Annotated in this window: 19 protein-coding genes; 12 read left to right on the forward strand and 7 right to left on the reverse strand. The window is 70.9% G+C overall.

From position 1 onward, the window contains the following. Positions 1 to 37 precede the first annotated feature (37 nt). Complete coding sequence (locus ACFYW7_RS30100; RefSeq protein WP_389508082.1) at positions 38 to 1,423, forward strand: MFS transporter; 1,386 nt, start codon at positions 38 to 40, stop codon at positions 1,421 to 1,423. A 390-nt stretch (positions 1,424 to 1,813) separates the two neighbouring features. On the opposite strand, the gene ACFYW7_RS30105 is transcribed toward ACFYW7_RS30100, so the two are convergent. Beyond that, positions 1,814 to 3,205 (reverse strand): MFS transporter, encoded by a 1,392-nt coding sequence (locus ACFYW7_RS30105; RefSeq protein ID WP_389508084.1) that lies wholly within the window; start codon positions 3,203 to 3,205, stop codon positions 1,814 to 1,816. Between the two features lie 233 nt (positions 3,206 to 3,438). Between ACFYW7_RS30105 and ACFYW7_RS30110 the strand changes: the two genes are divergently transcribed. Together ACFYW7_RS30110 and ACFYW7_RS30115 are read left to right on the forward strand one after the other, a co-directional pair. Beyond that, positions 3,439 to 4,530, forward strand: coding sequence for an LLM class flavin-dependent oxidoreductase (locus tag ACFYW7_RS30110; protein ID WP_389508087.1), 1,092 nt, complete (start codon positions 3,439 to 3,441; stop codon positions 4,528 to 4,530). Next, on the forward strand, positions 4,527 to 5,333 hold the full coding sequence (locus tag ACFYW7_RS30115) for an FMN reductase (protein ID WP_389508090.1): 807 nt from the start codon (positions 4,527 to 4,529) through the stop codon (positions 5,331 to 5,333). The genes ACFYW7_RS30110 and ACFYW7_RS30115 overlap by 4 nt, the downstream gene beginning before the upstream one ends. A gap of 124 nt (positions 5,334 to 5,457) precedes the next feature. Here the strand turns inward: ACFYW7_RS30115 and ACFYW7_RS30120 are convergent, their stop codons facing one another. The 3 genes from ACFYW7_RS30120 to ACFYW7_RS30130 all read right to left on the reverse strand — a co-directional run bounded on the left by ACFYW7_RS30120 (position 5,458) and on the right by ACFYW7_RS30130 (position 10,066). Then, entirely contained in the window at positions 5,458 to 6,864 is a 1,407-nt protein-coding gene (locus tag ACFYW7_RS30120) for an ATP-binding protein (RefSeq protein WP_389508573.1), read from the reverse strand. 366 nt (positions 6,865 to 7,230) lie between these two features. After that, the gene (locus tag ACFYW7_RS30125; RefSeq protein ID WP_389508092.1) at positions 7,231 to 7,953 is read right to left on the reverse strand and encodes a response regulator transcription factor; all 723 of its coding nucleotides are present in this window, start codon (positions 7,951 to 7,953) and stop codon (positions 7,231 to 7,233) included. A 154-nt stretch (positions 7,954 to 8,107) separates the two neighbouring features. After that, positions 8,108 to 10,066 (reverse strand): amino acid transporter, encoded by a 1,959-nt coding sequence (locus tag ACFYW7_RS30130; protein WP_389508094.1) that lies wholly within the window; start codon positions 10,064 to 10,066, stop codon positions 8,108 to 8,110. A gap of 371 nt (positions 10,067 to 10,437) precedes the next feature. Between ACFYW7_RS30130 and ACFYW7_RS30135 the strand changes: the two genes are divergently transcribed. From ACFYW7_RS30135 to ACFYW7_RS30155, 5 genes are all read left to right on the forward strand, one after another. Continuing rightward, positions 10,438 to 10,581, forward strand: coding sequence for a hypothetical protein (locus ACFYW7_RS30135; RefSeq protein WP_389508096.1), 144 nt, complete (start codon positions 10,438 to 10,440; stop codon positions 10,579 to 10,581). A 26-nt stretch (positions 10,582 to 10,607) separates the two neighbouring features. Beyond that, on the forward strand, positions 10,608 to 10,685 hold the full coding sequence (gene kdpF / locus ACFYW7_RS30140; protein WP_151470798.1) for a K(+)-transporting ATPase subunit F: 78 nt from the start codon (positions 10,608 to 10,610) through the stop codon (positions 10,683 to 10,685). 8 nt (positions 10,686 to 10,693) lie between these two features. Next, positions 10,694 to 12,358 carry a potassium-transporting ATPase subunit KdpA gene (gene kdpA, locus ACFYW7_RS30145; RefSeq protein ID WP_389508098.1) on the forward strand — a complete coding sequence of 555 codons (1,665 nt, stop codon included), beginning with the start codon at positions 10,694 to 10,696 and terminating at the stop codon, positions 12,356 to 12,358. Between the two features lie 65 nt (positions 12,359 to 12,423). Further along, positions 12,424 to 14,523, forward strand: coding sequence for a potassium-transporting ATPase subunit KdpB (gene kdpB / locus ACFYW7_RS30150; protein WP_389508100.1), 2,100 nt, complete (start codon positions 12,424 to 12,426; stop codon positions 14,521 to 14,523). A gap of 24 nt (positions 14,524 to 14,547) precedes the next feature. Further along, the gene (locus ACFYW7_RS30155; RefSeq protein ID WP_389508576.1) at positions 14,548 to 15,216 is read left to right on the forward strand and encodes a potassium-transporting ATPase subunit C; all 669 of its coding nucleotides are present in this window, start codon (positions 14,548 to 14,550) and stop codon (positions 15,214 to 15,216) included. Positions 15,217 to 15,400: 184 nt separating this feature from the next. On the opposite strand, the gene ACFYW7_RS30160 is transcribed toward ACFYW7_RS30155, so the two are convergent. The 3 genes from ACFYW7_RS30160 to ACFYW7_RS30170 form a co-directional block, all read right to left on the reverse strand. Next, positions 15,401 to 16,090, reverse strand: a complete 690-nt coding sequence (locus ACFYW7_RS30160) for a class F sortase (RefSeq protein ID WP_389508102.1) — start codon at positions 16,088 to 16,090, stop codon at positions 15,401 to 15,403. Positions 16,091 to 16,477: 387 nt separating this feature from the next. Next, a complete protein-coding gene (locus ACFYW7_RS30165) occupies positions 16,478 to 17,209 on the reverse strand; it encodes a hypothetical protein (protein WP_389508104.1) in 732 nt (243 codons plus the stop codon). 1,046 nt (positions 17,210 to 18,255) lie between these two features. Then, entirely contained in the window at positions 18,256 to 18,888 is a 633-nt protein-coding gene (locus ACFYW7_RS30170) for a hypothetical protein (protein WP_389508106.1), read from the reverse strand. 406 nt (positions 18,889 to 19,294) lie between these two features. On the opposite strand from ACFYW7_RS30170, the gene hemL reads away from it, so the two are divergent. The 4 genes from hemL to ACFYW7_RS30190 all read left to right on the forward strand — a co-directional run bounded on the left by hemL (position 19,295) and on the right by ACFYW7_RS30190 (position 23,423). Continuing rightward, positions 19,295 to 20,611, forward strand: coding sequence for a glutamate-1-semialdehyde 2,1-aminomutase (hemL, locus tag ACFYW7_RS30175; protein WP_389508108.1), 1,317 nt, complete (start codon positions 19,295 to 19,297; stop codon positions 20,609 to 20,611). Beyond that, positions 20,608 to 21,327, forward strand: coding sequence for a histidine phosphatase family protein (locus ACFYW7_RS30180; RefSeq protein WP_389508110.1), 720 nt, complete (start codon positions 20,608 to 20,610; stop codon positions 21,325 to 21,327). Before hemL ends, ACFYW7_RS30180 begins: the two co-directional genes overlap by 4 nt. A gap of 146 nt (positions 21,328 to 21,473) precedes the next feature. Continuing rightward, positions 21,474 to 22,739, forward strand: a complete 1,266-nt coding sequence (locus ACFYW7_RS30185; RefSeq protein ID WP_389508112.1) for a hypothetical protein — start codon at positions 21,474 to 21,476, stop codon at positions 22,737 to 22,739. A 66-nt stretch (positions 22,740 to 22,805) separates the two neighbouring features. Next, a complete protein-coding gene (locus ACFYW7_RS30190; RefSeq protein ID WP_389508114.1) occupies positions 22,806 to 23,423 on the forward strand; it encodes a TlpA family protein disulfide reductase in 618 nt (205 codons plus the stop codon). The last annotated feature ends 3 nt before the right edge of the window (positions 23,424 to 23,426 follow it).

The following is a 23,426-nucleotide window of genomic DNA, read 5'->3' on the forward strand; positions in this document are numbered from 1 at the left end:
TCTGCCTCGCCCTCGCGAGCCTCACCAGTCTGGACGGATGACCACTCTTGAACCAGCCCGCGCGTCACAGGATGCCCGGCAACGCACGGCCGCACCGAAGCTGATCCTGGCGACCACGTTCATGGGCATCTTTCTGCTCAACCTCAACACCATGGCGATGAACGTGGCGTTGCCCGGGATCGGGCGGACCTTCGGCGGCAGCACGGCGGGACTGCAATGGATCGTGGACGCCTACACGCTGATGTTCGCCGCACTCCTGCTTTCCGCGGGCACGCTCTCCGACCGCATCGGGGCGAGCCGCGCGTTCGGCGCCGGCGTCGCGGTCTTCACGGTCGCCTCGGCGGCCTGCGGACTGGCGCCGGGGCTGGGCGAGCTGATCGCCGCCCGCCTGATCCAGGGGAGCGCGGCGGCGATCATGCTGCCCTCCTCGCTGGCCCTCGTCCGGCAGGCCTTCCCGGACACGGCCGAACGGGCACGGGCCATCGCGCTGTGGACCGTTGGCGGAGCCGTCGCGGTCGCCGCCGGCCCGGTGGCCGGCGGGGTGCTGTCCAGCACTCTGAGCTGGCGGGCGATCTTCGTCGTCAACCTGCCCGTCGGCATCGCCACCCTCGCGGTGTTGACCCGCGCGGAGCGCTCGCCGCGCCGTGCCGCGCCGCTCGATCCGTACGGCCAGCTCACGGCGATCGTCGCGCTCGCGGCGCTCACCTTCGCGGTGATCGACGGAGGGGAGAAGGGCTTCGGCGAGCCCGTGGTGCTGGGCTGCCTGGGGCTCGCCGCAGTGGCGACGGCCGCGTTCATCATGATCGAGGCACGTACCGCCGCGCCGTTGGTCCCGCTCGACCTCTTCCGTTCGCGCACGGTGACGGTTTCGGTCGCGATCGGCTTCGTCGGCAATGCCGCGTTCTACGGGCTGGTGTTCGTGCTGAGCCTGTTCTTCCAGGACGTTCTGAACCTGTCCGTCATGGCCGCGGGGCTGATGTTCCTGCCGATGATGGCCGTGATCGCCGGAGCCAACCTGGCCTCGGCCAGGGCTGCGGCACGCTTCGGGCCGCGGATGCCGATCGCCGTGGGACAAGCGGTCTTCGCGCTGGCGATGTTCGGCCTGCTCTGGATCGACGAGGGCACCGGCAGACCAGTGATCGCGGCGATGCTCGTCCCGGTCGGCCTCGGCCTGGGTTTCTTCGTACCTTCCCTGACCGCCGTCCTGCTGAACGACATCGCCGCGGATCGGGCCGGAATGGCCGCCGGGATCCTGAATTCCTTCCGGCAGACGGGCGGCGCGCTCGCCGTGGCCGTCTTCGGAGCCTTGGTCGCGGACCGGGGTGAGTTCATCGTGGGTCTGCGGGTCGCCTTGTGCGTCGCGGTTGTGATGCTGATAGCCACCACGGCCGCGGCCCTCATGCTGCCGCGCGGCCGTAGCTGACGGGACGGTGACGGGGGTGTCTGGCGCGGGGCCCGGTGATGAACTCAACCTGAGGGAGCCGGGCCGCGCACGCCGTGAGGGCGCTCCTCACCTCGCCTCGGCCGGGACGACAGCACCGGTACGTGAGCCATATCCCGGACCGGCCGGCAGACCTCACCCGCACCCGCCTGCCACGTCGAACTCCACCGACGCAACCAGTCGTCACCGGGCAGCAGCCGATCCCGCTGCCCGGCATCTCCGTCGTACACCGTGACAAGCTGGTCCAGATGACTTGACTCCGACGGGATCTTCGCGCTCGCTGCCTTGCCCACGTACCCGGAGCAGCATCGCTCGACCGGCAGCGGGGGCTGTTCTTCGGAACTGATCGCAACACAGCGTTACGGGATCAAGCTAGTGGTGCTGCTCCTCCTGGGCCTTGAGCGGCAGCAGGCGTACCAGGGGGCAGCACAGGAGGGTGATCGCGGCCACGACGACGAGGCTCGCGGTGGTGGCGTGGGTCTCGCCGCCGCCCGCCCGGAAGTAGACGGTGGTGACGGCGGCGGCTCCGGTCGCGTTGGCGAGTTGCTGGACCGCGCCGAGCGAGCCGCCCGCGCTGCCGGCCTCCTCGGGTGCGATGTCGCCGATGGTGACGTCGTAGAGCGACCCGAAGCAGGCGCCCATGCCCAGACCGATGACGAGCAGCGGGGGAACCAGGGCCCAGCTTCCGGTCTCGGTGCCGGAGACGGTGACCAGGACGAGGAGGTGGGCCGTTCCGGTGAGCGTGACGAGGAAGCCGATGAGCACCAGGCGGCGGCCCAGGCGGGCGATCAGCCGGTAGCAGGCGATCGAGGCGATGACGATGCCCGCGGACAGGGGCATCAGGGCGACCGCGGCGCCCGCCGGCGAGCGGCCGAGGCCCTGCTGGAGGAAGAGGGAGACGACGTAGAGGAGGCCGGCGACGGCGGCGAAGAAGACGACGCCGATGACCAGGCCCGAGGTGAAGCCGCGGTTGTGCAGCAGTGAGGGCCGGATCAGCGGTTCGGCCGCGGTGCGCTGGCGGTGGCAGAACGCGGCGAAGAGCGCGAGGCCCGCGATCAGGAGAAGGGCGGGGAGCGCCGTCCAGCCGTGGGCCGAGCCCTCGATCAGGCCGGTGAGCAGGGCGAGCATGGTGGCGCCGAGGAGGGCGGAGCCGGGAACGTCGACGGTGGTCGCGCGGTCGCCGGTGTCGCGGGGGAGCAGTCGGGCCGCCGCGAGGAGCGCGGCGCCGCCGAGCGCGATGTTGATGAGGAACATGGAGCGCCAGCCGAGGCCGCCGAGGTCGGCGTCGATGAGGAGTCCGGCGAGGATCGGGCCACCGACGGCGGACAGGCCCATCACCGGTCCGAACAGGCTGTAGGCCTTGCCGATCTGGTTCCTGGGCCAGGTGGCGCCGAGGATGCCGAAGCCCTGCGGGATGACGAGCGCGCCGAAGGCGCCCTGGGCGAGGCGGGCGGCGACGAGGGTTCCCGGTGTCGGTGCGAGGCCGCAGGCGACCGAGGCCGCGGTGAAGCCGGCGAGGCCGGTCAGGAAGAGCCGGCGGCGGCCGTACTTGTCGCCGAGCCGTCCGCCGAGGACGAGCAGGACGCCGAGCGCGAGGGCGTAGGAGGCGCCGAGCCACTGGATGAGGGCGGTGCCGCCGCCGAGGTCGTGGCTGATGGTCGGGGCGGCGATGTTCGTGATGGTGCCGTCGAGGAGGTCCAGGACGTCCGCGGCGAGGACGACGCCGAGGATCGCCCAGCGGGTGCGGGCGGGGGGATGGGGCACAGTGGATACGTCTGCGTCATGCATTATCTGCGTCACGCAGATAAATATCGGGCATGGGTGCCGTCCGGTCAAACGATTTGCCGCGAGGGGGTGGGGGATCGGGGGGTGAGGGGTGGGGTGTGGGTGCCGGGAGGGGGTCGGGGCGGGGGTGTCGGTGGTCGTGGAATAGCGGGGGCGGGGTGGTGGTTGGGAGGGTATAGTTGAACAATCAACAACATGGAGGGTGAGCGACCATGCAGTTCGGGATCTTCAGCGTCGGCGATGTGACTCCGGACCCGACCACGGGCCGGGAGCCGAGCGAGCACGAGCGCATCAAGGCCATGGTCGCCATCGCGCAGAAGGCCGAGGAGGTCGGTCTCGACGTCTTCGCGACCGGTGAGCACCACAACCCGCCGTTCGTGCCGTCGTCCCCGACCACGATGCTCGGCTACATCGCGGCACGCACCGAGAAGCTCGTGCTGTCCACGTCCACGACGCTGATCACCACCAACGACCCGGTGAAGATCGCCGAGGACTTCGCGATGCTCCAGCACCTCGCGGACGGCCGGGTCGACCTGATGATGGGCCGCGGCAACACCGGGCCGGTCTATCCCTGGTTCGGGAAGGACATCCGGCAGGGCATCAACCTCGCCGTCGAGAACTACGCGCTGCTGCACCGCCTGTGGCGCGAGGACGTGGTGACGTGGGAGGGCAAGTTCCGTACGCCGCTCCAGTCGTTCACCTCGACGCCGCGCCCGCTGGACGGGGTCGCGCCGTTCGTCTGGCACGGTTCCATCCGCTCGCCCGAGATCGCCGAACAGGCCGCGTACTACGGCGACGGCTTCTTCCACAACAACATCTTCTGGCCCGCCGAGCACACCAGGAAGATGGTCGAGCTCTACCGCGAGCGGTACGCGCACTACGGTCACGGCACGGCGGAGCAGGCCATCGTCGGTCTCGGCGGCCAGGTCTTCATGCGGCCCAACTCGCAGGACGCCGTACGGGAGTTCCGGCCGTACTTCGACAACGCGCCGGTCTACGGACACGGTCCGTCGCTGGAGGACTTCACCGAGCAGACCCCGCTGACCGTCGGCTCGCCGCAGCAGGTCATCGAGAAGACGCTGGCGTTCCGCGACTACGCGGGTGACTACCAGCGCCAGTTGTTCCTGATGGACCACGCCGGACTGCCCCTCAAGACCGTGCTGGAGCAGCTCGACCTCCTCGGTGAGCAGGTCGTGCCGGTGCTGCGCGAGGAGTTCGCCAAGGGGCGGCCCGCCGGTGTTCCGGACGCGCCGACCCACGCGGCCCGGGTGGCCGCCGCCAAGGAAGAGGTGACCGCCGTATGAAGCTCGTCGTCGTCTCGGCGGGGCTGAGCGTCCCGTCGTCCACGCGGCTGCTGGCCGACCGGCTGGCGGCCGCGACCGCCGGCCGGGCGCCCGGACCGGTGGACGTGCGGGTCGTCGAACTGCGCGACCTCGCCGTCGAGATCGCGCACAACTTCACCAACGGCTTCCCCGGGCGGGCGCTTTCCGCCGCGATCGACGAGGTGACCTCGGCGGACGGCCTGATCGTCGTCACGCCGGTGTTCTCCGCCTCCTACAGCGGCCTGTTCAAGTCGTTCTTCGACGTGCTCGACAAGGACGCCCTGGCGGGCAAGCCCGTGCTCATCGCGGCGACCGGGGGGACCGGGCGGCACTCGCTGGTCCTCGAACACGCGCTGCGGCCGTTGTTCGCGTATCTGCGGGCGGTGGTCGTGCCTACCGGGGTGTACGCGGCTTCGGAGGACTGGGGCGCGGAGGGGCTCGCCGAGCGGGTCGAGCGGGCGGCGGGGGAGTTGGCGTCGCTGATGTCCGCGGTGACCGGCTGGTCGGCTTCGGGGGGTTCGGCTCCGGTGCCGGGGCTCGGCTCGGTCCCGGACATCGGGCCTGCATCCGGCCTGGCTCCGGTGCCGGGCCTCGGCACGGCCGCTCGGGAGGTCGGCCCGGGTCCGGCCCCCGGGGAGGTCGGCCCGGGTGTCCCGGACCTCGGTCCCGCGCCGGCCGGGGCGGTGTCCGGCTCGGCCGTTCCCGCTCAGGGGAGTGCGCCCCGGCGCTCGGACGGGTTCCATGTCGTGCCGTTCGAGGAGCGGCTCGCGGCGTTGCGGCCGTAGGGGCGTCTCGCCCCCTCCGCCCCTACCCGTCCCGTACCCGGGGCTCCGCCCCGGACCCCGCTCCTAGAACGCCGGAGGGGCTGGAATCTCCCCGGGCCGGGGGCTGAAGGGGCCCGGCTCCGGATCAGCTGCCGACCGTGAGCCCGATCACCGTGCCGCCGCCCTCTCTCGGGTGGGCGAACGGGGTGCCTCCGTGGGCTGTCGCCACCTCGCGGACGATGGACAGGCCCAGGCCCGAGCCGGGCAGGCTGCGGGCGTCGGCGGCGCGGTAGAAGCGGTCGAAGACGCGGACCAGGTCGTCGTCGCGGATCCCGGGGCCGCGGTCGAGCACCTCGACCCGGACCGGTCCGGCGGGGACTCCCGGCTGCGGGGTGGGGCCCGCGACCACGACCTCGATCGGGCACCCGTCGCCGTGGTCGAACTTGGCGGCGTTCTCCACGAGGTTGGAGATCGCGCGCTGGAGGGCGTTCGGGCGGCCGTCGACGACGGTGTCGCCGGTGACGCGGACGGTGATCTCCCGGCCGGTGCGACGGCGCGCGACGACCGCGGCGTCCTCGGCGAGTTCCGCGAGGTCGAGTCGGCGCACGGGCTCGGTGTCGGACCGGCCGGCCGCGAGAGCGACCAGCTCGTTGACCAGATCCGTCAGTTCCCGGGACTCCAGGGCCAGGTCGGCGACGAGTTCCTCGCGGGCGTCCGGCGGCAGTTCGTCGATCCGGCGGAGCATGGAGATGTTCGTCCGCAGGGAGGTCAGCGGCGTACGGAGTTCGTGTCCCGCGTCCTGGACCAGACGGCGCTGGTCGTCCTCGGACTGGGCGAGGCGGCCGAGCATCCGGTCGAAGGAGCGGCCGAGCCGGGCCACCTCGTCGTACCCGGTGACCGGGACCTGGATGCCGAGGTGTCCGGTGCGTGCCACGTCCTCGGCGGCCCCGGCGAGCCGCACCAGGCGCCGTGTGATGCGCCGGGCCAGCCACCAGCCGAACAGCCCCGCGGCGATCACGACGCCCCCGACGAGCAGGACGGTCCGCTGCTGGAGTTCCCGGAGCAGGTCCTCCGTGTCGCTGAACTGCTGGGCGATCTGGACCGCGCCGTGTCCGCCGCCGAGGGCGACCGTGGCCAGCCGGTAGCGGTCGCCGGCGACGTCGACGTCCTTGTGTTCCTCCAGCATCCCCGCCGCGCCGGTGTCGGCGATCACCCGGTCGCCGTCGCTCACGGGCAGGGGCGGACTGCCGCGGCCGACGATCGCGCCGTGGGGACCGAGCACCTGGACGTCGGTGCGGCTGGGCCTGATGATCTCGTCGAGAGGGCCGTCGTGGTCGGCGTCGGTGGGGGCGAAGTCGCTCGGCCCCAGGGGGTGTTCACGCACCTGGTCGCGCAGGTCCTGGACGACCTCGGCGAAGACGGTCTGCTGGTCGACGCGCACCAGCCGGGCGGCCGCGTCGTAGCTCAGGAACCCGACCAGGACCGTGACGGCGGCGGCCACGGCCGCGAACGACAGGGTGAAGGTGGCGCGCAGGGAGGACAGCCGACGCAGCCGACGGGACGCTCCGGTGAACCGGCCCTCCCGGGAGGGCCGGGCTCGCCGGGCCTTCGGCCACCGCCCGCCGGGCCCGTCCGGCCCCGGGTCGTCCTGGCCGTCGCCGGGGCCGTGGCGGGTGTCCGGCCCGGTGGGCTCCGCGTCGCCACGCCCGGTGGGCACTCCGGCATCGCTTTCCGGCGCTTCGGGAGATCCCGGCCCGCCCGGCCCGGCGGCCCCGGCAGGCTGTCCCTGGCCGGTGGGGCGGGGCGGGCCGCCTGTGCCGTTGGGGTCGCGGGAGGCGTCCGTGCCGGTGGGATCGGCGGAGCCGTCCGTGGGGGCGGGGTCCGGTGGGTCGTCCGGTCCGGGGAGGGCCGGGGGCACTCAGTCCTCCCTCAGGACGTATCCCACGCCCCGCACGGTGTGGATGAGGGCCGGGGCCCCCGGCTCGTCGAGCTTGCGCCGCAGATAGCCCACGTACACCGCGAGGTTCTTGGAGCCGGGGCCGAAGTCGTAGCCCCAGATCCGGTCGTAGATGGTGGAGTGGTCGAGGACGATGCCCGCGTTGCGGATGAGCAGTTCGAGGAGTTCGAACTCGGTCCGGGTCAGTTCCAGTTCGCGCGTCCCGCGCCAGGCCCGGCGGGCCTGGACGTCCATGCGCAGCCCGGCCACGGAGATCTGCGCCCCGGACGTCCGGGGCGCGGACGGCGCGGACGGCGGTACGTCGTCGAAGGCGCCGTTCCCCGTGCGGCGCAGCAGGGCCCGCAGCCGGGCGAAGACCTCCTCGACGTCGAACGGCTTGACCACGTAGTCGTCGGCACCCGCGTCCAGGCCGGCGATACGGTCGGCGGTCTCGACGAGCGCGGTGAGCATCAGGATCGGGGTGCGGTTGCCCTCGGCGCGCAGTACGCGGCACACCTGGAGGCCGTCGACGCCCGGCATCATGACGTCGAGGACGAGGACGTCCGGCGGGGTGCGGTGGGCCTGGGCGAGCGCCTCCACCCCGTCGGCCACGGCCGTCACCGCGTAGCCCTCCAGGGTCAGTGCCCTTTCCAGAGCATGGCGGATGGCGCGGTCGTCCTCGGCGAGCAGCACGTTCTGGGGCACCTCGTCAGTCTGCCAAGCCCTCGGGCGGGTGCGCGCCGGTGAGCGGTCCGGCACCGGCCTTCTTACCGGCCTCTCACCGCCTGCCCGTGTGTCGGCCGCCGGGGAAGGTCGCGCCCCGGCGGGCGGGGTGGCGGGGGCCCGGCCGCGGGCGGGATCAGCCGACGTGCACCCGTGGCCGTCGCGCTCGGTCGGGTTCGGCCTCGCGCAGCACCTCGCGGGTGACCGGGGCGACCTCGCCCTGCCCGAAGAGGAAGAAGCGCAGGAAGTTGGTGAACGGGTTGCCCTCGGTCCACTCGAAGTAGATGTGCGGGATGCAGCCCGTGGTGTCGCGGACGTGCAGCAGCAGGGCGGCGAGGGCGTTGGGGATGGAGGCCGACTCCAGGGTGAGGACGCGGTAGCGGCCGTGCAGCACTTCGCCGCGTACGGTCATGACCGACTCGAACTCCGAGGGGTCGCGCACGGTGACCTCCAGGAAGACGAAGTCCTCCTGGGGCGGGAGGTCGTGGTCGGCGCGGATCTGCTCGATCTTCTCGCGGTACTCGGTGATGTCGCGCTGGTCGGGCTCGTTGGCGATGAAACGGATGCGGCGGCTCGCGATGTCCCGTACGAACCGCTCGGCCATGTCGTCCATGGTCATGCTGGTCACCCGCAGCTCGAAGGCGCGGGCGAGCCGGGAGAGGAAGGAGACGAGCATGATGCCGGCGATGAAGCAGGCGCCGATCTTCACACCATCGGGGCGTTCGATGATGTTGACGACGGTCGTGTAGAGGAAGACCGCCGAGATGGTGGCGAAGGCGATGGTCCAGTGTTTCTGACGCGCCTTGCGGGCGGCGATGGTGACGGCGATGGCGGCGGAGCTGATCAGGACGAGGACACCGGTGGCGTACGCGCCGCCCTGCTTGTCGACGTCGGCGTCGAAGATCCAGGTGACCAGGAACGCGATCAGGGTGAAGACGATCACCATGGGGCGGACGGCGCGGGCCCAGTGCGGGGCCATGCCGTAGCGCGGGAGGTAGCGCGGCATGAGGTTGAGCAGCCCGGCCATGGCGGAGGCGCCGGCGAACCACAGGATGCAGATCGTGGAGACGTCGTAGACCGTGCCGAAGGCGTTGCCGAGGTACTCGTGCGCCAGATAGGCGAGGGCGCGGCCGTTGGCCTGGCCGCCCGGCTCGAACTCCTTCTCCGGGATCAGCACGGTGGTGATGAAGCTGGTCACGATCAGGAAGACGCTCATGATCACGGCGGAGGTCGTCAGCAGTTTCCTCGCGCCGCGGATACGGCCGGTCGGCTTCTCCTCGGTGTCGCCGGGGTCGCCCTCCACGTGCGGCATGACCGCCACGCCGGTCTCGAAGCCGGACAGGCCGAGCGCGAGCTTGGGGAAGACCAGCAGGGACACCCCGATCATCGCGAAGGCGTTCCCGTGTTCGGCGGTCAGGGCGGTGGTCCAGTCGGTGACGACGTACTCGTGGGTGATCACCTGCCAGACTCCCGCGACCGCGACCACGACGTTGAGCCCGAGGTAGATGGCCACCAGGACCACCGCGACGCCGATCGCCTCCAGGAAGCCCTTGAGGAAGACCGCGCCCAGCAGGGCCACGAGGAACAGGGTGATCACCATCTGCTTGTCGTGCAGCGCGCTGTTCAGATGGGGGTTCTCCACCAGGTGGGTGGAGGCGTCGGCCGCCGAGAGGGTGATGGTGATCAGGAAGTCGGTGGCGGCGAAGCCGAGCAGGGTGAGGACGAACAGCTTGCCCTTCCAGAAGGAGAGCAGGCGTTCCAGCATCGCGATGGAGCCCTCGCCGTGCGGGCTCTCCTCCGCGACCCGGCGGTAGACGGGCAGTGCGCCCGCCAGGGTGACGATGACGAGCACGATGGTCGCGATGGGGGACAGCAGTCCGGCCGCGAGGGCGGCGATGCCCGGCTGGTAGCCGAGGGTGGAGAAGTAGTCGACGCCGGTCAGGCACATGACCCGCCACCAGCGCTGCCCCTTGTGCACGGGCGCGGGCTCGGCCGGTCTGGGCATCTGGCGGCCCTTGGCCTTGCCGATGTCGGACAGGCCTTCCAGCATCCACGCCCGCAATCGGCTCGGCGGGGCGGGCTCGGTGCTGGCCATCGGTGACTCTCCTGACGTGCGCTCTTCGATCGGTTCCGGCCATCGAGGAGACGGCGCCTCAGCGTATGCAGAGAGTGATCCATGGGCCCACGCGTCCAAGGGGCCCCAGGCGTCAAGCTTGCGTTAAGACCCGCTGGTCGCGCATCACGGGAGCGCCAGGAGAGCGGCGCCCGCGGTGCTCCGGGCCGCCTTGGACAGAGCTCGGTCGGGGTTCCGGCGCCGCGTTGGGCAGGGCTCGGCCGGGGTTCCGAGGTGCGCGTGGTGGTGGCTCGGTGGGGGTTCCGAGGTGCTCGTGGCGGTGGCTCGTATGGGATGCGTCAAAGGCCCGCCGTGTCCCGTATGGGAGCCGTCAACGGCGGCCGAATCCGGTCGTGGAGGGGTTCTTCTCTAACCGTTCCCTTCCTTTCCGAATCTCTCCCCTGGAGCAAGCGATGGCCGACGTGGTCTTCGTCGTCACCACGATCGCGGTGTTCGCGCTGGTGGCTCTCGTCGCCAAGGGGGTGACGAAGCTGTGACCGCCGAGGCTGCATCCAATTTCGAGATGGGCGTCGGCCTGATCGTGGCCGTCGCCCTGCTGGGCTATCTCGTCCTCGCCCTGATCTTCCCGGAGAGGTTCTGAGCGCCGACATGAGCCCCGTCCTCGCCGGCGTGCTGCAGTTGCTGGCTCTCACAGCGGCACTGGCACTCGCCTACCGTCCCCTCGGCGACCACATGGCCCGGGTCTACTCCTCCGACCGGCACCTGCGCGTGGAGAAGTGGATCTACAAGGGCATCGGCGCCGATCCGGACGCGCGGATGCGCTGGCCCGCCTATCTGCGCGGTGTCCTCGCCTTCTCCGCCGTCAGTGTCCTCTTCCTCTACCTCCTCCAGCGTCTCCAGGGTCATCTGCCCGGTTCGCTCGGCTTCTCCTCGATCGACCCGGACCAGGCGTTCAACACCGCCGCGTCGTTCGTGTCGAACACCAACTGGCAGTCGTACTACGGCGAGCAGGCCATGGGCCACGTCGTGCAGACTGGCGGCCTCGCGGTGCAGAACTTCCTCTCCGCGGCCGTCGGCATGGCGGTCGCCGTCGCTCTCGTACGGGGCTTCGCACGGTCGCGCACCGGTGAACTCGGCAACTTCTGGTCCGACCTGGTGCGCGGCACGCTGCGGATCCTGGTGCCGATCGCGGTGATCGCCGCGATCGTGCTCGTCGCCTGCGGTGCCATCCAGAACTTCTCCGGCATCCACGAGGTGGGCCAGTTCTTCGGCGGCTCGCAGCAGTGGAACGGCGGCGCGGTCGCCTCCCAGGAGGCGATCAAGGAGCTGGGCACCAACGGCGGCGGCTACTTCAACGCCAACAGCGCCCACCCCTTCGAGAACCCCACCCCGTTCACCAACCTCTTCGAGATCTTCCTGATCCTCCTGATCCCGTTCGCGCTGACCCGGACCTTCGGCCGGATGGTCGGCAGCCTCCGGCAGGGTTACGCGATCCTCGCCACGATGGTCACCATCTGGATCGGGTTCACCGCGCTGATGATGGCGACCGAGTTCCACCACCACGGTCCGGCGTTCGATCTCGCCGGCGGGGCGATGGAGGGCAAGGAGACCCGCTTCGGCGTCGGCGGCTCGTCCATCTTCGCGGTGGCGACGACCCTGACCTCGACGGGCGCGGTGGACTCCTTCCACTCCTCCTTCACCGGTCTGGGCGGCGGCATCACGATGCTGGGCATGCAGCTCGGCGAGATCGCGCCCGGCGGCACCGGATCCGGTCTCTACGGCATGCTGATCATGGCGGTCATCGCGGTGTTCATCGCCGGTCTGATGGTCGGCCGCACCCCCGAGTACCTGGGGAAGAAGATCGGCACCCGTGAGATCAAGTTCGCGGCCCTGTACATCCTGATCACCCCGGCGCTGGTGCTCGTCTTCACCGCCGCCGCGATGGCCCTGCCCACCCCGGGCCACTCGATGACCAACAGCGGCGCGCACGGCTTCTCCGAGATCCTGTACGCCTACACCTCGGGCGCCAACAACAACGGCTCGGCCTTCGCCGGCCTGAACGCCGACACGCAGTGGTTCAACACCACCATCGGGCTGGCCATGCTGCTCGGCCGTTTCGTACCGATGGTGTTCGTCCTCGCGCTGGCCGGTTCGCTCGCCGGGCAGAAGCCGGTCCCGGCGACCGCGGGCACCCTGCGCACCGAGAAGCCGCTGTTCGCGGGGCTGTTGGTGGGCGCGATCCTCATCATCACCGGCCTGACCTACTTCCCGGCCCTCGCCCTGGGCCCGCTGGCCGAGGGGCTGGCGTCATGACCTCTCACACCCCTCGCACTGCTCATACCGCTCGTACCGCTCATACGGAGAACCAAGAGGACGCGATGTCCACAGTCACCCCGGCCCGGGCGCCGCACGACGACGTGCCCACCGGCCACCAGGACGAAGGGAGGGCCGGCGCGGGTCTGTTCGACCCCGGGCAGCTCCTCAGGTCGCTGCCGGACGCCTTCCGCAAGCTCGACCCGCGGGTGATGGTCAAGTCGCCCGTCATGTTCGTGGTCCTCGTCGGCTCGGTGCTGACCACGGTCTTCTCCTTCAAGAACCCGGGCGACGGGTTCGGCTGGGCGATCAGCGCCTGGCTGTGGCTCACCGTCGTCTTCGCCAACCTCGCGGAGGCGGTGGCCGAGGGACGCGGCAAGGCGCAGGCCGACACCCTGCGCAGGGCCAAGACCGACACGGTCGCCCGCCGGCTCTCCCGGGACGGCGGATCCGAGGAACGGGTGCCCGGCACCGACCTGCGCGTGGGCGACCTGGTCGTCTGCGAGGCCGGGGACGTCATCCCCGGCGACGGTGACGTGGTCGAAGGCGTCGCGTCCGTGGACGAGTCGGCGATCACCGGCGAATCGGCCCCGGTCATCCGCGAGTCCGGCGGCGACCGCTCGGCCGTCACCGGCGGCACGAAGGTCCTCTCCGACCGGATCGTCGTCAAGATCACGACGAAGCCCGGCGAGACCTTCATCGACCGGATGATCGCCCTGGTCGAGGGCGCGGCACGGCAGAAGACGCCCAACGAGATCGCGCTGAACATCCTCCTCGCCTCCCTGACCGTCGCCTTCCTGCTCGCGGTGGCGACCCTGCCGCCGTTCGCCGACTACGCCGGAACGCGTCTGACGATGGTCGTCCTGGTGGCCCTGCTGGTCTGCCTGATCCCGACCACCATCGGCGCCCTCCTCTCCGCGATCGGCATCGCGGGCATGGACCGGCTGGTCCAGCGCAACGTCCTGGCCATGTCCGGCCGCGCGGTCGAGGCGGCGGGCGACGTGTCGACGCTGCTGCTGGACAAGACCGGCACCATCACGCTGGGCAACCGGCAGGCGTCGGAGTTCGTGCCGGTCACGGGGACGACCGGGGCCGAGGTCGCGGACGCGGCCCAGCTCTCCTCGCTGGCCGACGAGACACCCGAGGGCCGTTCCGTCGTCGTCCTGGCCAAGGAGAAGTACGGGCTGCGCGAGCGCCACCAGGGCGAACTCGCGGGCGCCGAGTGGATCGCCTTCACCGCCCAGACCCGGATGTCCGGCGTCGACGTCGGCGGACGCAAGATCCGCAAGGGGGCCGCCGGTTCGGTCGTCGCCTGGGTCGGGGAGCGGGGCGGCACGGTCTCCCCGGACGCCGGCGTCCTGGCGGACCGGATCTCCGAGGCGGGCGGCACTCCGCTGCTGGTCGCCGTCGAGGACACGGACGGCGCCCGCGTGCTGGGCGTCGTCCACCTGAAGGACGTCGTCAAGGACGGTATGCGGGAGCGGTTCGAGGAACTGCGCCGCATGGGCATCAGGACCGTCATGATCACGGGCGACAACCCGCTGACCGCCAAGGCGATCGCCGAGGAGGCGGGCGTCGACGACTTCCTCGCCGAGGCGACCCCCGAGGACAAGATGGCGCTCATCAAGCGGGAGCAGGCGGGCGGCAAACTCGTCGCGATGACCGGTGACGGCACCAACGACGCCCCCGCGCTGGCCCAGGCGGACGTGGGCGTGGCCATGAACACCGGGACCTCGGCCGCCAAGGAGGCCGGGAACATGGTGGACCTGGACTCCAACCCCACCAAGCTCATCGAGATCGTCGAGATCGGCAAGCAACTGCTGATCACCCGGGGCGCGTTGACGACCTTCTCCATCGCCAACGACGTCGCCAAGTACTTCGCGATCATCCCGGCGCTGTTCGCCGCCGTCTATCCGGGCCTGGACAAGCTCAACGTCATGCACCTGTCCTCGCCCGACTCCGCGATCCTCTCCGCCGTCGTCTTCAACGCACTGATCATCATCGCGCTGGTCCCGCTCGCCCTGCGGGGTGTGCGCTACCGGCCGATGAGCGCCGACCGGATGCTGCGCCGCAACCTCGGGATCTACGGACTCGGCGGCCTTGTCGCGCCCTTCGTCGGCATCAAGATCATCGACCTGCTCGTCTCCCTCCTTCCCGGGCTGTAACTCCCTGAAAGCGTGCTGATCCTCATGAACAACTCGGCAACCAGCACGGCCCGGTTGCTCTGGGCCGGTCTGCGGGCCCTGCTCGTGCTGACCCTGGTCACCGGCGTCGTCTATCCGCTGGCCGTCACCGGTGTCGCCCAGGGTGTTCTCCCCGGCAGGGCGAACGGCTCGGAGATCGAGGCGGACGGCAGGGTCGTCGGCTCCTCGCTCATCGGCCAGGCCTACAACCTGCCGCTGAAGAAGGGCCAGGAGACCCCGGAGCCCGACCTGAAGTGGTTCCAGGGCCGCCCGCGGAACGGCCTCGGGACCAACAGCGTCAACACCCGGTACGAGCTGATCCTGTCCGGCGCCACCAACCGCTCCGGCGACAACGCCGACCTGATCGAGTGGGTCAGGGCGGCCAAGGCGGCCGTCGTCAAGGACAACTCGGTCCCCGGCCACACGGTGAAGCCCGCGGACGTGCCCGCCGAGGCGGTCACCTCCTCCGGCTCCGGCCTCGACCCGGACATCTCCCCGGCGTACGCCGACCTCCAGGCGTACCGGGTCGCGCAGCGGAACGGACTTCCGGTCGCCCAGGTGCGGAAGCTGGTCGACGAGCACACCGACGGCCGGACCCTGGGCTTCATCGGAGAGCCCAGGGTCAACGTCCTCGAACTCAACGTCGCGTTGAGGGAACTGGCGACGAAGGGCTGACGGATCCGCGTACACCGCACGGGAGTCGGCGGCTCGGGAGACCCGGTCGCCGACTCCCCTGCCCGCGAGGGGCGGAGGGGGAGTCAGGGGCGGGCGGAGGACCTTCCCGCGGGGGCCGGCGGAGAACCGTCCCGCGGGGGCGACGGAGAGCCTCGCCGCGCACGCCGCCGCCGTGGCCGTCGGCTCAGACGAGGTGGGCGAAGACCACCAGGTTGTCGGTGTAGTCCTTGACCGACCGGTCGTAGTTCCCGGCGCAGGTGATGAGGCGCACCTGGGCGTCGGGAGTGTCGGCGTACACCTCGTCGTCGGGGAAGGCGTTCTTCGCGAAGGTCTCCGTCTTGTCGACGACGAAGGACGCCGTGCGGCCGTCGGACCGCTGGACGCTGAACTTGTCGCCCTTCTTCAGGTCGGCCAGCCCGGCGAACACGGCCGCCGAGGTGGTCGTGTCGACGTGCCCGGCGATGATCGCCGCACCCTTCTCACCGGGCGAGACGCCCTCGGCGTACCAGCCCACCAGGTTCGTGTCGTTCGCGGGCGGGGGCTGGAGCCGGCCGGTGTCGTCGGTGGAGAGTTCGGTGAAGGGAGCGTTGACCTTGATCTTCGGGATGAGCAGACGGGTCGGTTCGGCTCGCGGAAGGTGCTTGCCGTCCTCGCCGGCGCGGGCCGGGGCCGCCCGCGAGGACGAGGGCGCGGGGGCCGCCGCGGCACCGGAGGAGTGGGAGGGGCCGGACGGTTCGTCATGGCCGCGGAACAGGCTCATCGCCATGAGGACCGCGAAGCCGGCGCACCAAACGAACCACGTCACCCGGTGCCGGGGGTTCCGGCCGGGCGACGTGTACGGGGACTCCGCGGGAGAAGACAACCGGGCTGCCATCGGGCACCACCTCATCGGGTCGGGGCAGCAAAGCGGAAGGGCCGAAACGGCGGGAGGAACAGGAAGACCAGGAACGGCGGGAACAGCGGGTCGGTGGGGCGGCAAGAACAGCAGCGGTAGCAAGGGCGGCAGCAGTGGTCGAGAAGGGGACCAGCCGGTCGGGGCTGGGAGGCCGGGGGCCGGGGGAGCGGCGGGAGCGCGAGCAGGTGGGCCGGTGGCCCGGGAAGCGGGCGAGAGGGGAGGGGAGGGGAGGGGAGGGGAGAGAAGGATCGGGAGCGGGCGGGGCGGGAGTGGGCGTACGGGAGGGGTAGCGGGAGAAAGGGAAGCAGGCCGGGCCGCCACGAAGGTCGTGGGTGGCGGCCCGGGCCGCTATGTCATCAGGCATGGTCAGGCCACACCACCCGCGGTGTTCCTCCGGCGCAGCGCGTAGACGCCCGCGGCTCCGAGGCCGAGGACCGCGACTCCGCCGGCCGTGACACCCGGCGAGGCGAGACCGCCGCCACCGGTGTGCATGCCGCCGTGCGGCTTCTCGTGCTCCGAGTCCCAGGAACCGGAGCCTGAGGAGTCCTTCTCCCAGGAGCCCTTCTCACTGCCCGAGGAGTCCTTCTCCCAGGAGCCCTTCTCGCTGTCGGAGTTCGAGGAGCCCTTGTCCTTGTAGGTCTCCGGGTCGTACTTCTTGTCATCCTTGGCCGTGTCGTCCGACTTGAGGAACGTCAGCGCGCCGCCGCCGGTGTGCACACCGCCGCTCGGCTTGTCGTGGTGCCACGAGGGCTTCTCGTGCTCCGGCTTCTCGTGCTCGGGCTTGCCGTGCTCCGGCTTCTCGTGCTCCGGCTTGCCGGGCTCCTCCTTGCCGGGCTCTTCCTTGCCGTAGGAGGAGTCGTCCTCCTTGCCGTAGGAGGACGACTCCTCCTTCTTGCCTTCCGAGGACTCCTCCTCCTTGCCGTACGAAGAGGAGTCCTCCTTGGTCGAGGCGGAGGAGTCCTGGTCCTTGGGGGATGAGGAGGATGAGGAGTCGCCTTGGTCCCAGTCGCCGGCCGTGACGGCATAGGCGCCGGGGGCGGCGATCGCGAGAGCGGCGGTGGCCGTCGCGGCTGCGAGGAGCATGCGGGCAGATCGCATTTTCGGAGTCCTTCCGTCGCGGCCGGGCAGCTGACCTCGTGTCAGCGGACAAAAACCCGGCCCGACGTGATCAACCGTCAAGCCGATGAGCGGAGCCCACCACTTGAGAAGCCCGCCCGGCCTACCGCCGACGCCCCGTCCACCGGCCGCCCCGCCGGCCGCCCGGAAGCCGGTCGAACCGTCTGACCTGCTGATTCGCTGATGGGGCCCGGTGTCCAGCGGGCCCGTGCGGTGCTCCGCGTGTGACCCGATCGGCGGCGACACGTCTGCTCGCCCCGCTGGGCCGCGCGGGGTGCCCGGCGTCAGATCGCCGCGGCCGGAGGGCTCATGGCCGTCGGCGGCACACGGCGTACGGGGACGCGGGCCGACCGCGAGGCTCCCGGCTGTGGCGGCCGGCGTGGCGGCCACCGCGCGGGCCGACCGTCCGGGAATGCCGCCCCGACGGTGCGGACACCGCCCGCCCCGGCTCCAAAGCCGTCCGGAGGAAGGGGGGTTGGGTGCGTTCGTGGCCGTCCCGGCTCGGCGCGGACCGCCCGGCCGGGACGGAGACGTGGCTGCCTCGCCTGGGCGGCGACGTGCGGCCCCTCGCCGGGCCGGTGTGCGACCGCCAGGCCGCCGCCGCGCCGAGAACGGCCGTTCGGCCAGGCAGGGCAGGGTCCCGTTGAGGGGAGAGCCGGTCGGTCCCGGCGAGTTCCAGGAGTCCCCGTCGGGCTGTCCCGGCGGTTCTCGGAATCCCCGTCGGGCGTCCCGGCGATGGGAGGCGCCCCGGGGAGACCCGGCTCGCGCGCGGGCGCCCGGGGGAGCGCGGCGACGACCCGGTCCCGGAGAAGCCCGGGGTCAGGTTCCGGAGAGCCTAGGGACAAGATCCCGGGAGGCCCGGGGCAGAACCCCGCCGGGGGGGCGCGGTCAGGAACCGGGCGGGCGCGGTGAGGCCCGGGGGCCCGGAGCGGGCGGGCCCGTGGCGCGCGACCGTCCCGGCCGCGTGGATCCGGGAGCTCGGGTCAGGCGCCGGAGGAGTCCGGGTCAGGCGCCGGGAGGAGTCCGGATCACGGCCACACCAAGCAGTAGGGCTGGTGTCCCGCCTCGTGCAGGCGCTGGGAGAAGTCCTGCCACTCGTGCAGCAGCTGGTAGACGTTGAAGGCGTCTCGTGGGCCGCCCCGGTCGGGGACGGTGGACCAGATGAAGGCGGCGGCGCCGACGGCCTCCTCGCCGATGCCGCGGATGGGGTCGACGACGGTCATCGGGAGCTTGACCACGGCGTAGTCGGGGTGCAGGACGACGAGTTCGAGCGGCGGCACCTTGCTCAGGGGGACGCCTTCTATGCCGGTGAGGACCATCGCGGCCATCGTCTCCGGCTTGATCTTGGTGAACATGCCGTTCATGCCGAGCTCGTCGCCGCCGAGCTCCTCGGGCCGCATCGAGATCGGGACGCGGGCTGCCGTCGCGCCGTCCGGCGCGCCGAAGTATTTGTACGTCACCCCCACTCGGCCACCATTCCCGTTCTCCGATCGCAGTCGCTCCACCTCGCGGTCGATCCGCTCGGGCTCACTCTGCGATCCCTGTGCCTGTCCGGCCCGTGTTCCGGCCGCTTCCTCCGCCTCGCGCCGGTGTTTTCCCCGCCGGGCACGCCGAGGGTTGAGGTCGTCGGTCCCCTCGCCCAGTCCGCCACCGCGATGCATATCTCCACCCGACTGCTTTTCTAAGTCGCGCGACCCCCGCCACGCAACCCGATCATCGTGACAGTGACCTCCCCCACGGTCGCACGCCGAAACGTACGCCGAAACACCTGTCCGCGGGATCTTCGCGGCCCCTGAACGCTGTCGTTCATGTGAGCTGTCCGTTCGTGACCCAGTTTCGCAGATGGCCGACGGAAGGGGCCCGGTTGTCGTACCGGACTCCGTCACACCGGCCCCACGATGGCCGGGATCATTCCTCTGTGAAGCCGTACGTCGGCCCGGGTCCGTCCGTTCACGCTCCCCCGTGCTCCGCCTCGCGTCCACCGGCTCTTCCCCTCACGGCCCCCGGCCGCCCCTGGCCTACCCTGAGGTTGTCACTAGCCCCCCGGAGTCGGAGACGTCGCAGGTCATGACCGAACTGCCATACCCCTACGAAGCCCCAGCCTCGCAGTCGCTGTTCGACCGTGCGGAGGTCGTCACGCCAGGTGGCGTGAATTCTCCCGTGCGCGCCTTCCGCGCCGTGGGCGGTACGCCCCGGTTCATGGTGTCCGGTGACGGTCCGTACCTGACCGACGCCGACGGCCGCGAATACGTCGACCTCGTCTGCTCCTGGGGTCCGATGATCCTCGGGCACTCCCACCCGGAGGTCATCGCCGCCGTTCAGGAAGCCGTGTCCCGCGGTACGTCCTTCGGTACGCCCGGTGAGGGCGAGGTCGCCCTGGCCGAGGAGATCGTCGCGCGCGTCGAGCCCGTCGAGCAGGTCCGGCTCGTCTCCAGCGGCACCGAGGCGACCATGTCGGCCATCCGGCTCGCCCGCGGGTTCACCCGGCGGTCGAAGGTGATCAAGTTCGCCGGCTGCTACCACGGGCACGTCGACTCGCTGCTCGCCGCGGCCGGCAGCGGGCTGGCGACCTTCGCGCTGCCCGACACCCCCGGTGTCACCGGCGCCCAGGCCGCCGACACGATCGTGCTGCCCTACAACGACCTGGAGGCGGTCCAGGCCGCCTTCCACGCGCACCCCGGTGAGATCGCCTGTGTGATCACGGAGGCCTCGCCCGGGAACATGGGCGTGGTGCCGCCCGCGCCCGGTTTCAACCAGGGTCTCAAGGACGCGTGCGCGAAGAACGGCGCGCTCTTCATCTCCGACGAGGTGATGACCGGCTTCCGCACCAGCAGGGCCGGCTGGTTCGGGATCGACGGCGTACGTCCGGACCTGATGACCTTCGGCAAGGTGATGGGCGGCGGCTTCCCGGCCGCCGCGTTCGGTGGCCGCGCGGACATCATGGCGCACCTCGCCCCGGCCGGGCCGGTGTACCAGGCGGGCACGCTCTCGGGCAATCCCGTCGCCACCGCCGCTGGGCTCGCGCAGCTGCGGCTGCTCGACGAGGCCGCGTACGCCAAGGTCGACGCGGTGTCGGAGCGGATCCGGACGCTGGTGACCGAGGCGCTCGCCAAGGAGGGTGTGACCCACCGTCTGCAGAGCGCCTCCAACATGTTCTCCGTCTTCTTCACGGGACGTGAGGTGCGCGACTACGAGGGCGCGAAGGCGCAGGAGTCCTTCCGCTACACCGCGTTCTTCCACTCGATGCTGGCGCAGGGCGTGTATCTGCCGCCGTCCTCGTTCGAGTCGTGGTTCGTATCGACGGCCCACGACGACCAGGCGGTTCAGCGGATCGCCGACGCCCTTCCGGCGGCGGCACGGGCAGCGGCGGAGGCCACGGCATGAGCGTGACGATCGGTACGAACGGGGACACCGGGAGCGCGGGTGGCGACGACATCACCGTCGTCCACCTGATGCGGCACGGCGAGGTCGCCAACCCGGAGGGTGTGCTCTACGGGCGGCTGTCCGGGTACCACCTGTCCGAGCTCGGGCGGCGGATGGCCGACCGGGTGGCCGAGCACCTCGCCTCGCGTGACGTGACGCACGTCGTGGCCTCGCCGCTGGAGCGGGCGCAGGAGACGGCCACGCCGATCGCGAAGGCGCACGGTCTCGACCTGGCGACCGACGGCCGGCTCATCGAGGCCGACAACGTCTTCCAGGGCAAGACCTTCGGCGTCGGGGACGGCGCGCTGAAGCGGCCGGAGAACTGGAAGCACCTGGTCAACCCGTTCAAGCCGTCCTGGGGCGAGCCGTACGTCGACCAGGTGGTGCGGATGGTGGGGGCGCTGGACGCGGCCAAGGACGCCGCGCGCGGCCACGAGGCGGTGCTGGTGAGTCATCAGCTGCCGATCTGGATCGTGCGCAGCTACGTGGAGAAGCGGCGGCTGTGGCACGACCCCCGCAAGCGGCAGTGCACGCTGGCCTCCCTGACGACGTTCACCTACCGGGGCGACAGGATCGTGTCCGTGGGGTACACCGAGCCGGCGCGCGATCTGGTTCCGGCTCATCTGCTCGCCGGTGCCAAGCCGGTGAAGGGCAAGGACAAGGCGTTCGGGGCCTGACGGGCGGAGAAGTCGGGCCAAATGGTCTCATCTTCGTAAAATCGTATAAACATCCGCGAGTTGAACGGAACCTCTGACGTCAACGTGTCCTCTCATGGAGTGCCAGCTGAGAGTCAGCTGAGAGGGCGCCATGAGATGAGGACCGTATGCGGGACGTCAGCCGGAGGGGAATGATCGGCCTCGGGGCGGGTGCCGCGGCCACGCTGGGGCTCGCCGCGTGCGGCACCACCGCCCAGGGGGACGCCGCGGGCCGCCCCGGCGGCTCCCCCTCGCCCTCCGGCACCGGCCGGCCCGGCGCCCCGAAGAAGCCGGCCGCGCGTCTCATCGGCGACGGCTCCACCGCGTACACGGGCAAGCAGCCGCGCCAGCCCCGGTATCCCGTACCGCTGGAGCCGGGCGAGACCCCGCCGCAGTTCGTGGTCTTCTCCTGGGACGGTGCCGGAGAGGTCGGCACCGGTCTCTTCGATCGCTTCCTCCGGCTCGCCCGGGAGAACGACGCGCACATGACGTTCTTCCTCTCCGGGCTCTATGTGCTGCCCGAGTCGAAGAAGCGCGTCTACGACCCGCCGAACAACCCGCGCGGCGCCTCGGACATCGGGTACCTGAGCGACGAGCACGTCAGGTCCACCCTGAAGCTGGTCCGTCAGGCCTGGCTCGACGGCCACGAGATCGGCACCCACTTCAACGGCCACTTCTGCGGCGGCTCCGGATCGGTCGGCAACTGGACGTCCCGGCAGTGGGCCAGCGAGATCGAGCAGGCCAAGGCCTTCGTCACCCAGTGGCGCACCCACACGGGCTGGACGGATCTGCCCGCGCTGCCCTTCGACTACGAGAAGGAGCTCATCGGCGCCCGCACCCCCTGCCTGCTCGGCCAGGACAATCTGCTGCCCGTCGCCCGAGAGCTCGGCTGGCGTTACGACGCCTCCTCGCCCGGCGGCGTCCAGCGCTGGCCGCAGAAGAAGCAGGGACTGTGGGACCTGCCGCTCCAGGCGATGCCCTTCCCCGGGCACCGCTTCGAGGTCCTCTCGATGGACTACAACATCCTCGCCAACCAGTCGGTCAACTCCACCCGGGCGCCCTCGTACAACTACCCGGCCTGGCGTACCCAGGCCGCGGAATCGTACGTATCGGGATTCAAGCGGGCATACGAGACGAACCGGGCGCCCTTCTTCATCGGCAACCACTTCGAGGAGTGGAACGGCGGCATCTACATGGACGCCGTCGAGCACGTCTTCACCCACGTCGCCCGCGAGAAGGAGAAGGGCGGCGACGTACGCCTCGTCTCCTTCCGCCAGTTCGTGGACTGGCTGGACGTGCAGCGGCCCGAAGTGCTGGAGAAGCTCCAGTCGATGGACGTGGCGGAGCGGCCCGCCGGCGGCTGGAACGCCTACCTCCGGGGGCGGCCCGCCTGAAATGCGGGTTTCCACCCGCAAGGGGGGTGCGGAAGATCCCCGAAACGGGCATGCGAAACTTTTCACATGAGTGCCGCCTGCCGCGCAGACCAGCGCCCGAACCGCACCCGTGCCGCTCTGTACGCCGCCGGGGCCGCCGTCGCCGCGCTCGTCCTGTCCGCGTGCGGATCCGGCGGCACCAGCGGCGGTTCGGGCAACAGCAACTTCGTCTCCGGCAAGGACGGCATCTCCACCGTCGCCAAGGGCTCCCGCGACACCGCCCCCGACCTCTCCGGCCCGACCGTCGACGGCAAGCAACTCGACGTCGCCGACTACAAGGGCAAGGTCGTCGTCCTGAACGTGTGGGGCTCCTGGTGCCCGCCGTGCCGCGCCGAGGCGCCCAACTTCGTCAAGGTCGCCAAGGAGACCGCCGGACAGGGCGTGCAGTTCGTGGGCATCAACACCCGTGACGCCGACACCGCCCCCGCGAAGGCCTTCGAGAAGGAGAAAGGGGTCACGTACCCCAGCCTCTACGACCCGACGGGCAAGCTGATGCTCCGGTTCAAGAAGGGCACGCTCAACCCGCAGACGATCCCCTCGACACTCATCATCGACCGGGACGGCAAGATCGCGGCCCGTACGCTCCAGGCGCTCAGCGAGGACAAGCTGCGCGAGATGCTCGACCCCGTCCTCGCGGAGAAGTGACCG

This window comes from Streptomyces sp. NPDC002580, from assembly GCF_042889485.1.
Taxonomy (GTDB): domain Bacteria; phylum Actinomycetota; class Actinomycetes; order Streptomycetales; family Streptomycetaceae; genus Streptomyces.

What these genes read in the sequence shown, in the direction of transcription:
- ACFYW7_RS30100 (WP_389508082.1), top strand. Translation starts at nt 38, where the DNA reads ATGACCACTCTTGAACCAGCCCGCGCGTCACAGGATGCCCGGCAACGC.
- ACFYW7_RS30110 (WP_389508087.1), top strand. Translation starts at nt 3,439, where the DNA reads ATGCAGTTCGGGATCTTCAGCGTCGGCGATGTGACTCCGGACCCGACC.
- ACFYW7_RS30115 (WP_389508090.1), top strand. Translation starts at nt 4,527, where the DNA reads ATGAAGCTCGTCGTCGTCTCGGCGGGGCTGAGCGTCCCGTCGTCCACG.
- ACFYW7_RS30130 (WP_389508094.1), bottom strand. Translation starts at nt 10,066, where the DNA reads ATGGCCAGCACCGAGCCCGCCCCGCCGAGCCGATTGCGGGCGTGGATG.
- kdpF (WP_151470798.1), top strand. Translation starts at nt 10,608, where the DNA reads ATGGGCGTCGGCCTGATCGTGGCCGTCGCCCTGCTGGGCTATCTCGTC.
- kdpA (WP_389508098.1), top strand. Translation starts at nt 10,694, where the DNA reads ATGAGCCCCGTCCTCGCCGGCGTGCTGCAGTTGCTGGCTCTCACAGCG.
- kdpB (WP_389508100.1), top strand. Translation starts at nt 12,424, where the DNA reads ATGTCCACAGTCACCCCGGCCCGGGCGCCGCACGACGACGTGCCCACC.
- ACFYW7_RS30155 (WP_389508576.1), top strand. Translation starts at nt 14,548, where the DNA reads ATGAACAACTCGGCAACCAGCACGGCCCGGTTGCTCTGGGCCGGTCTG.
- ACFYW7_RS30160 (WP_389508102.1), bottom strand. Translation starts at nt 16,090, where the DNA reads ATGGCAGCCCGGTTGTCTTCTCCCGCGGAGTCCCCGTACACGTCGCCC.
- ACFYW7_RS30165 (WP_389508104.1), bottom strand. Translation starts at nt 17,209, where the DNA reads ATGCGATCTGCCCGCATGCTCCTCGCAGCCGCGACGGCCACCGCCGCT.
- ACFYW7_RS30170 (WP_389508106.1), bottom strand. Translation starts at nt 18,888, where the DNA reads ATGCATCGCGGTGGCGGACTGGGCGAGGGGACCGACGACCTCAACCCT.
- hemL (WP_389508108.1), top strand. Translation starts at nt 19,295, where the DNA reads ATGACCGAACTGCCATACCCCTACGAAGCCCCAGCCTCGCAGTCGCTG.
- ACFYW7_RS30180 (WP_389508110.1), top strand. Translation starts at nt 20,608, where the DNA reads ATGAGCGTGACGATCGGTACGAACGGGGACACCGGGAGCGCGGGTGGC.
- ACFYW7_RS30185 (WP_389508112.1), top strand. Translation starts at nt 21,474, where the DNA reads ATGCGGGACGTCAGCCGGAGGGGAATGATCGGCCTCGGGGCGGGTGCC.
- ACFYW7_RS30190 (WP_389508114.1), top strand. Translation starts at nt 22,806, where the DNA reads ATGAGTGCCGCCTGCCGCGCAGACCAGCGCCCGAACCGCACCCGTGCC.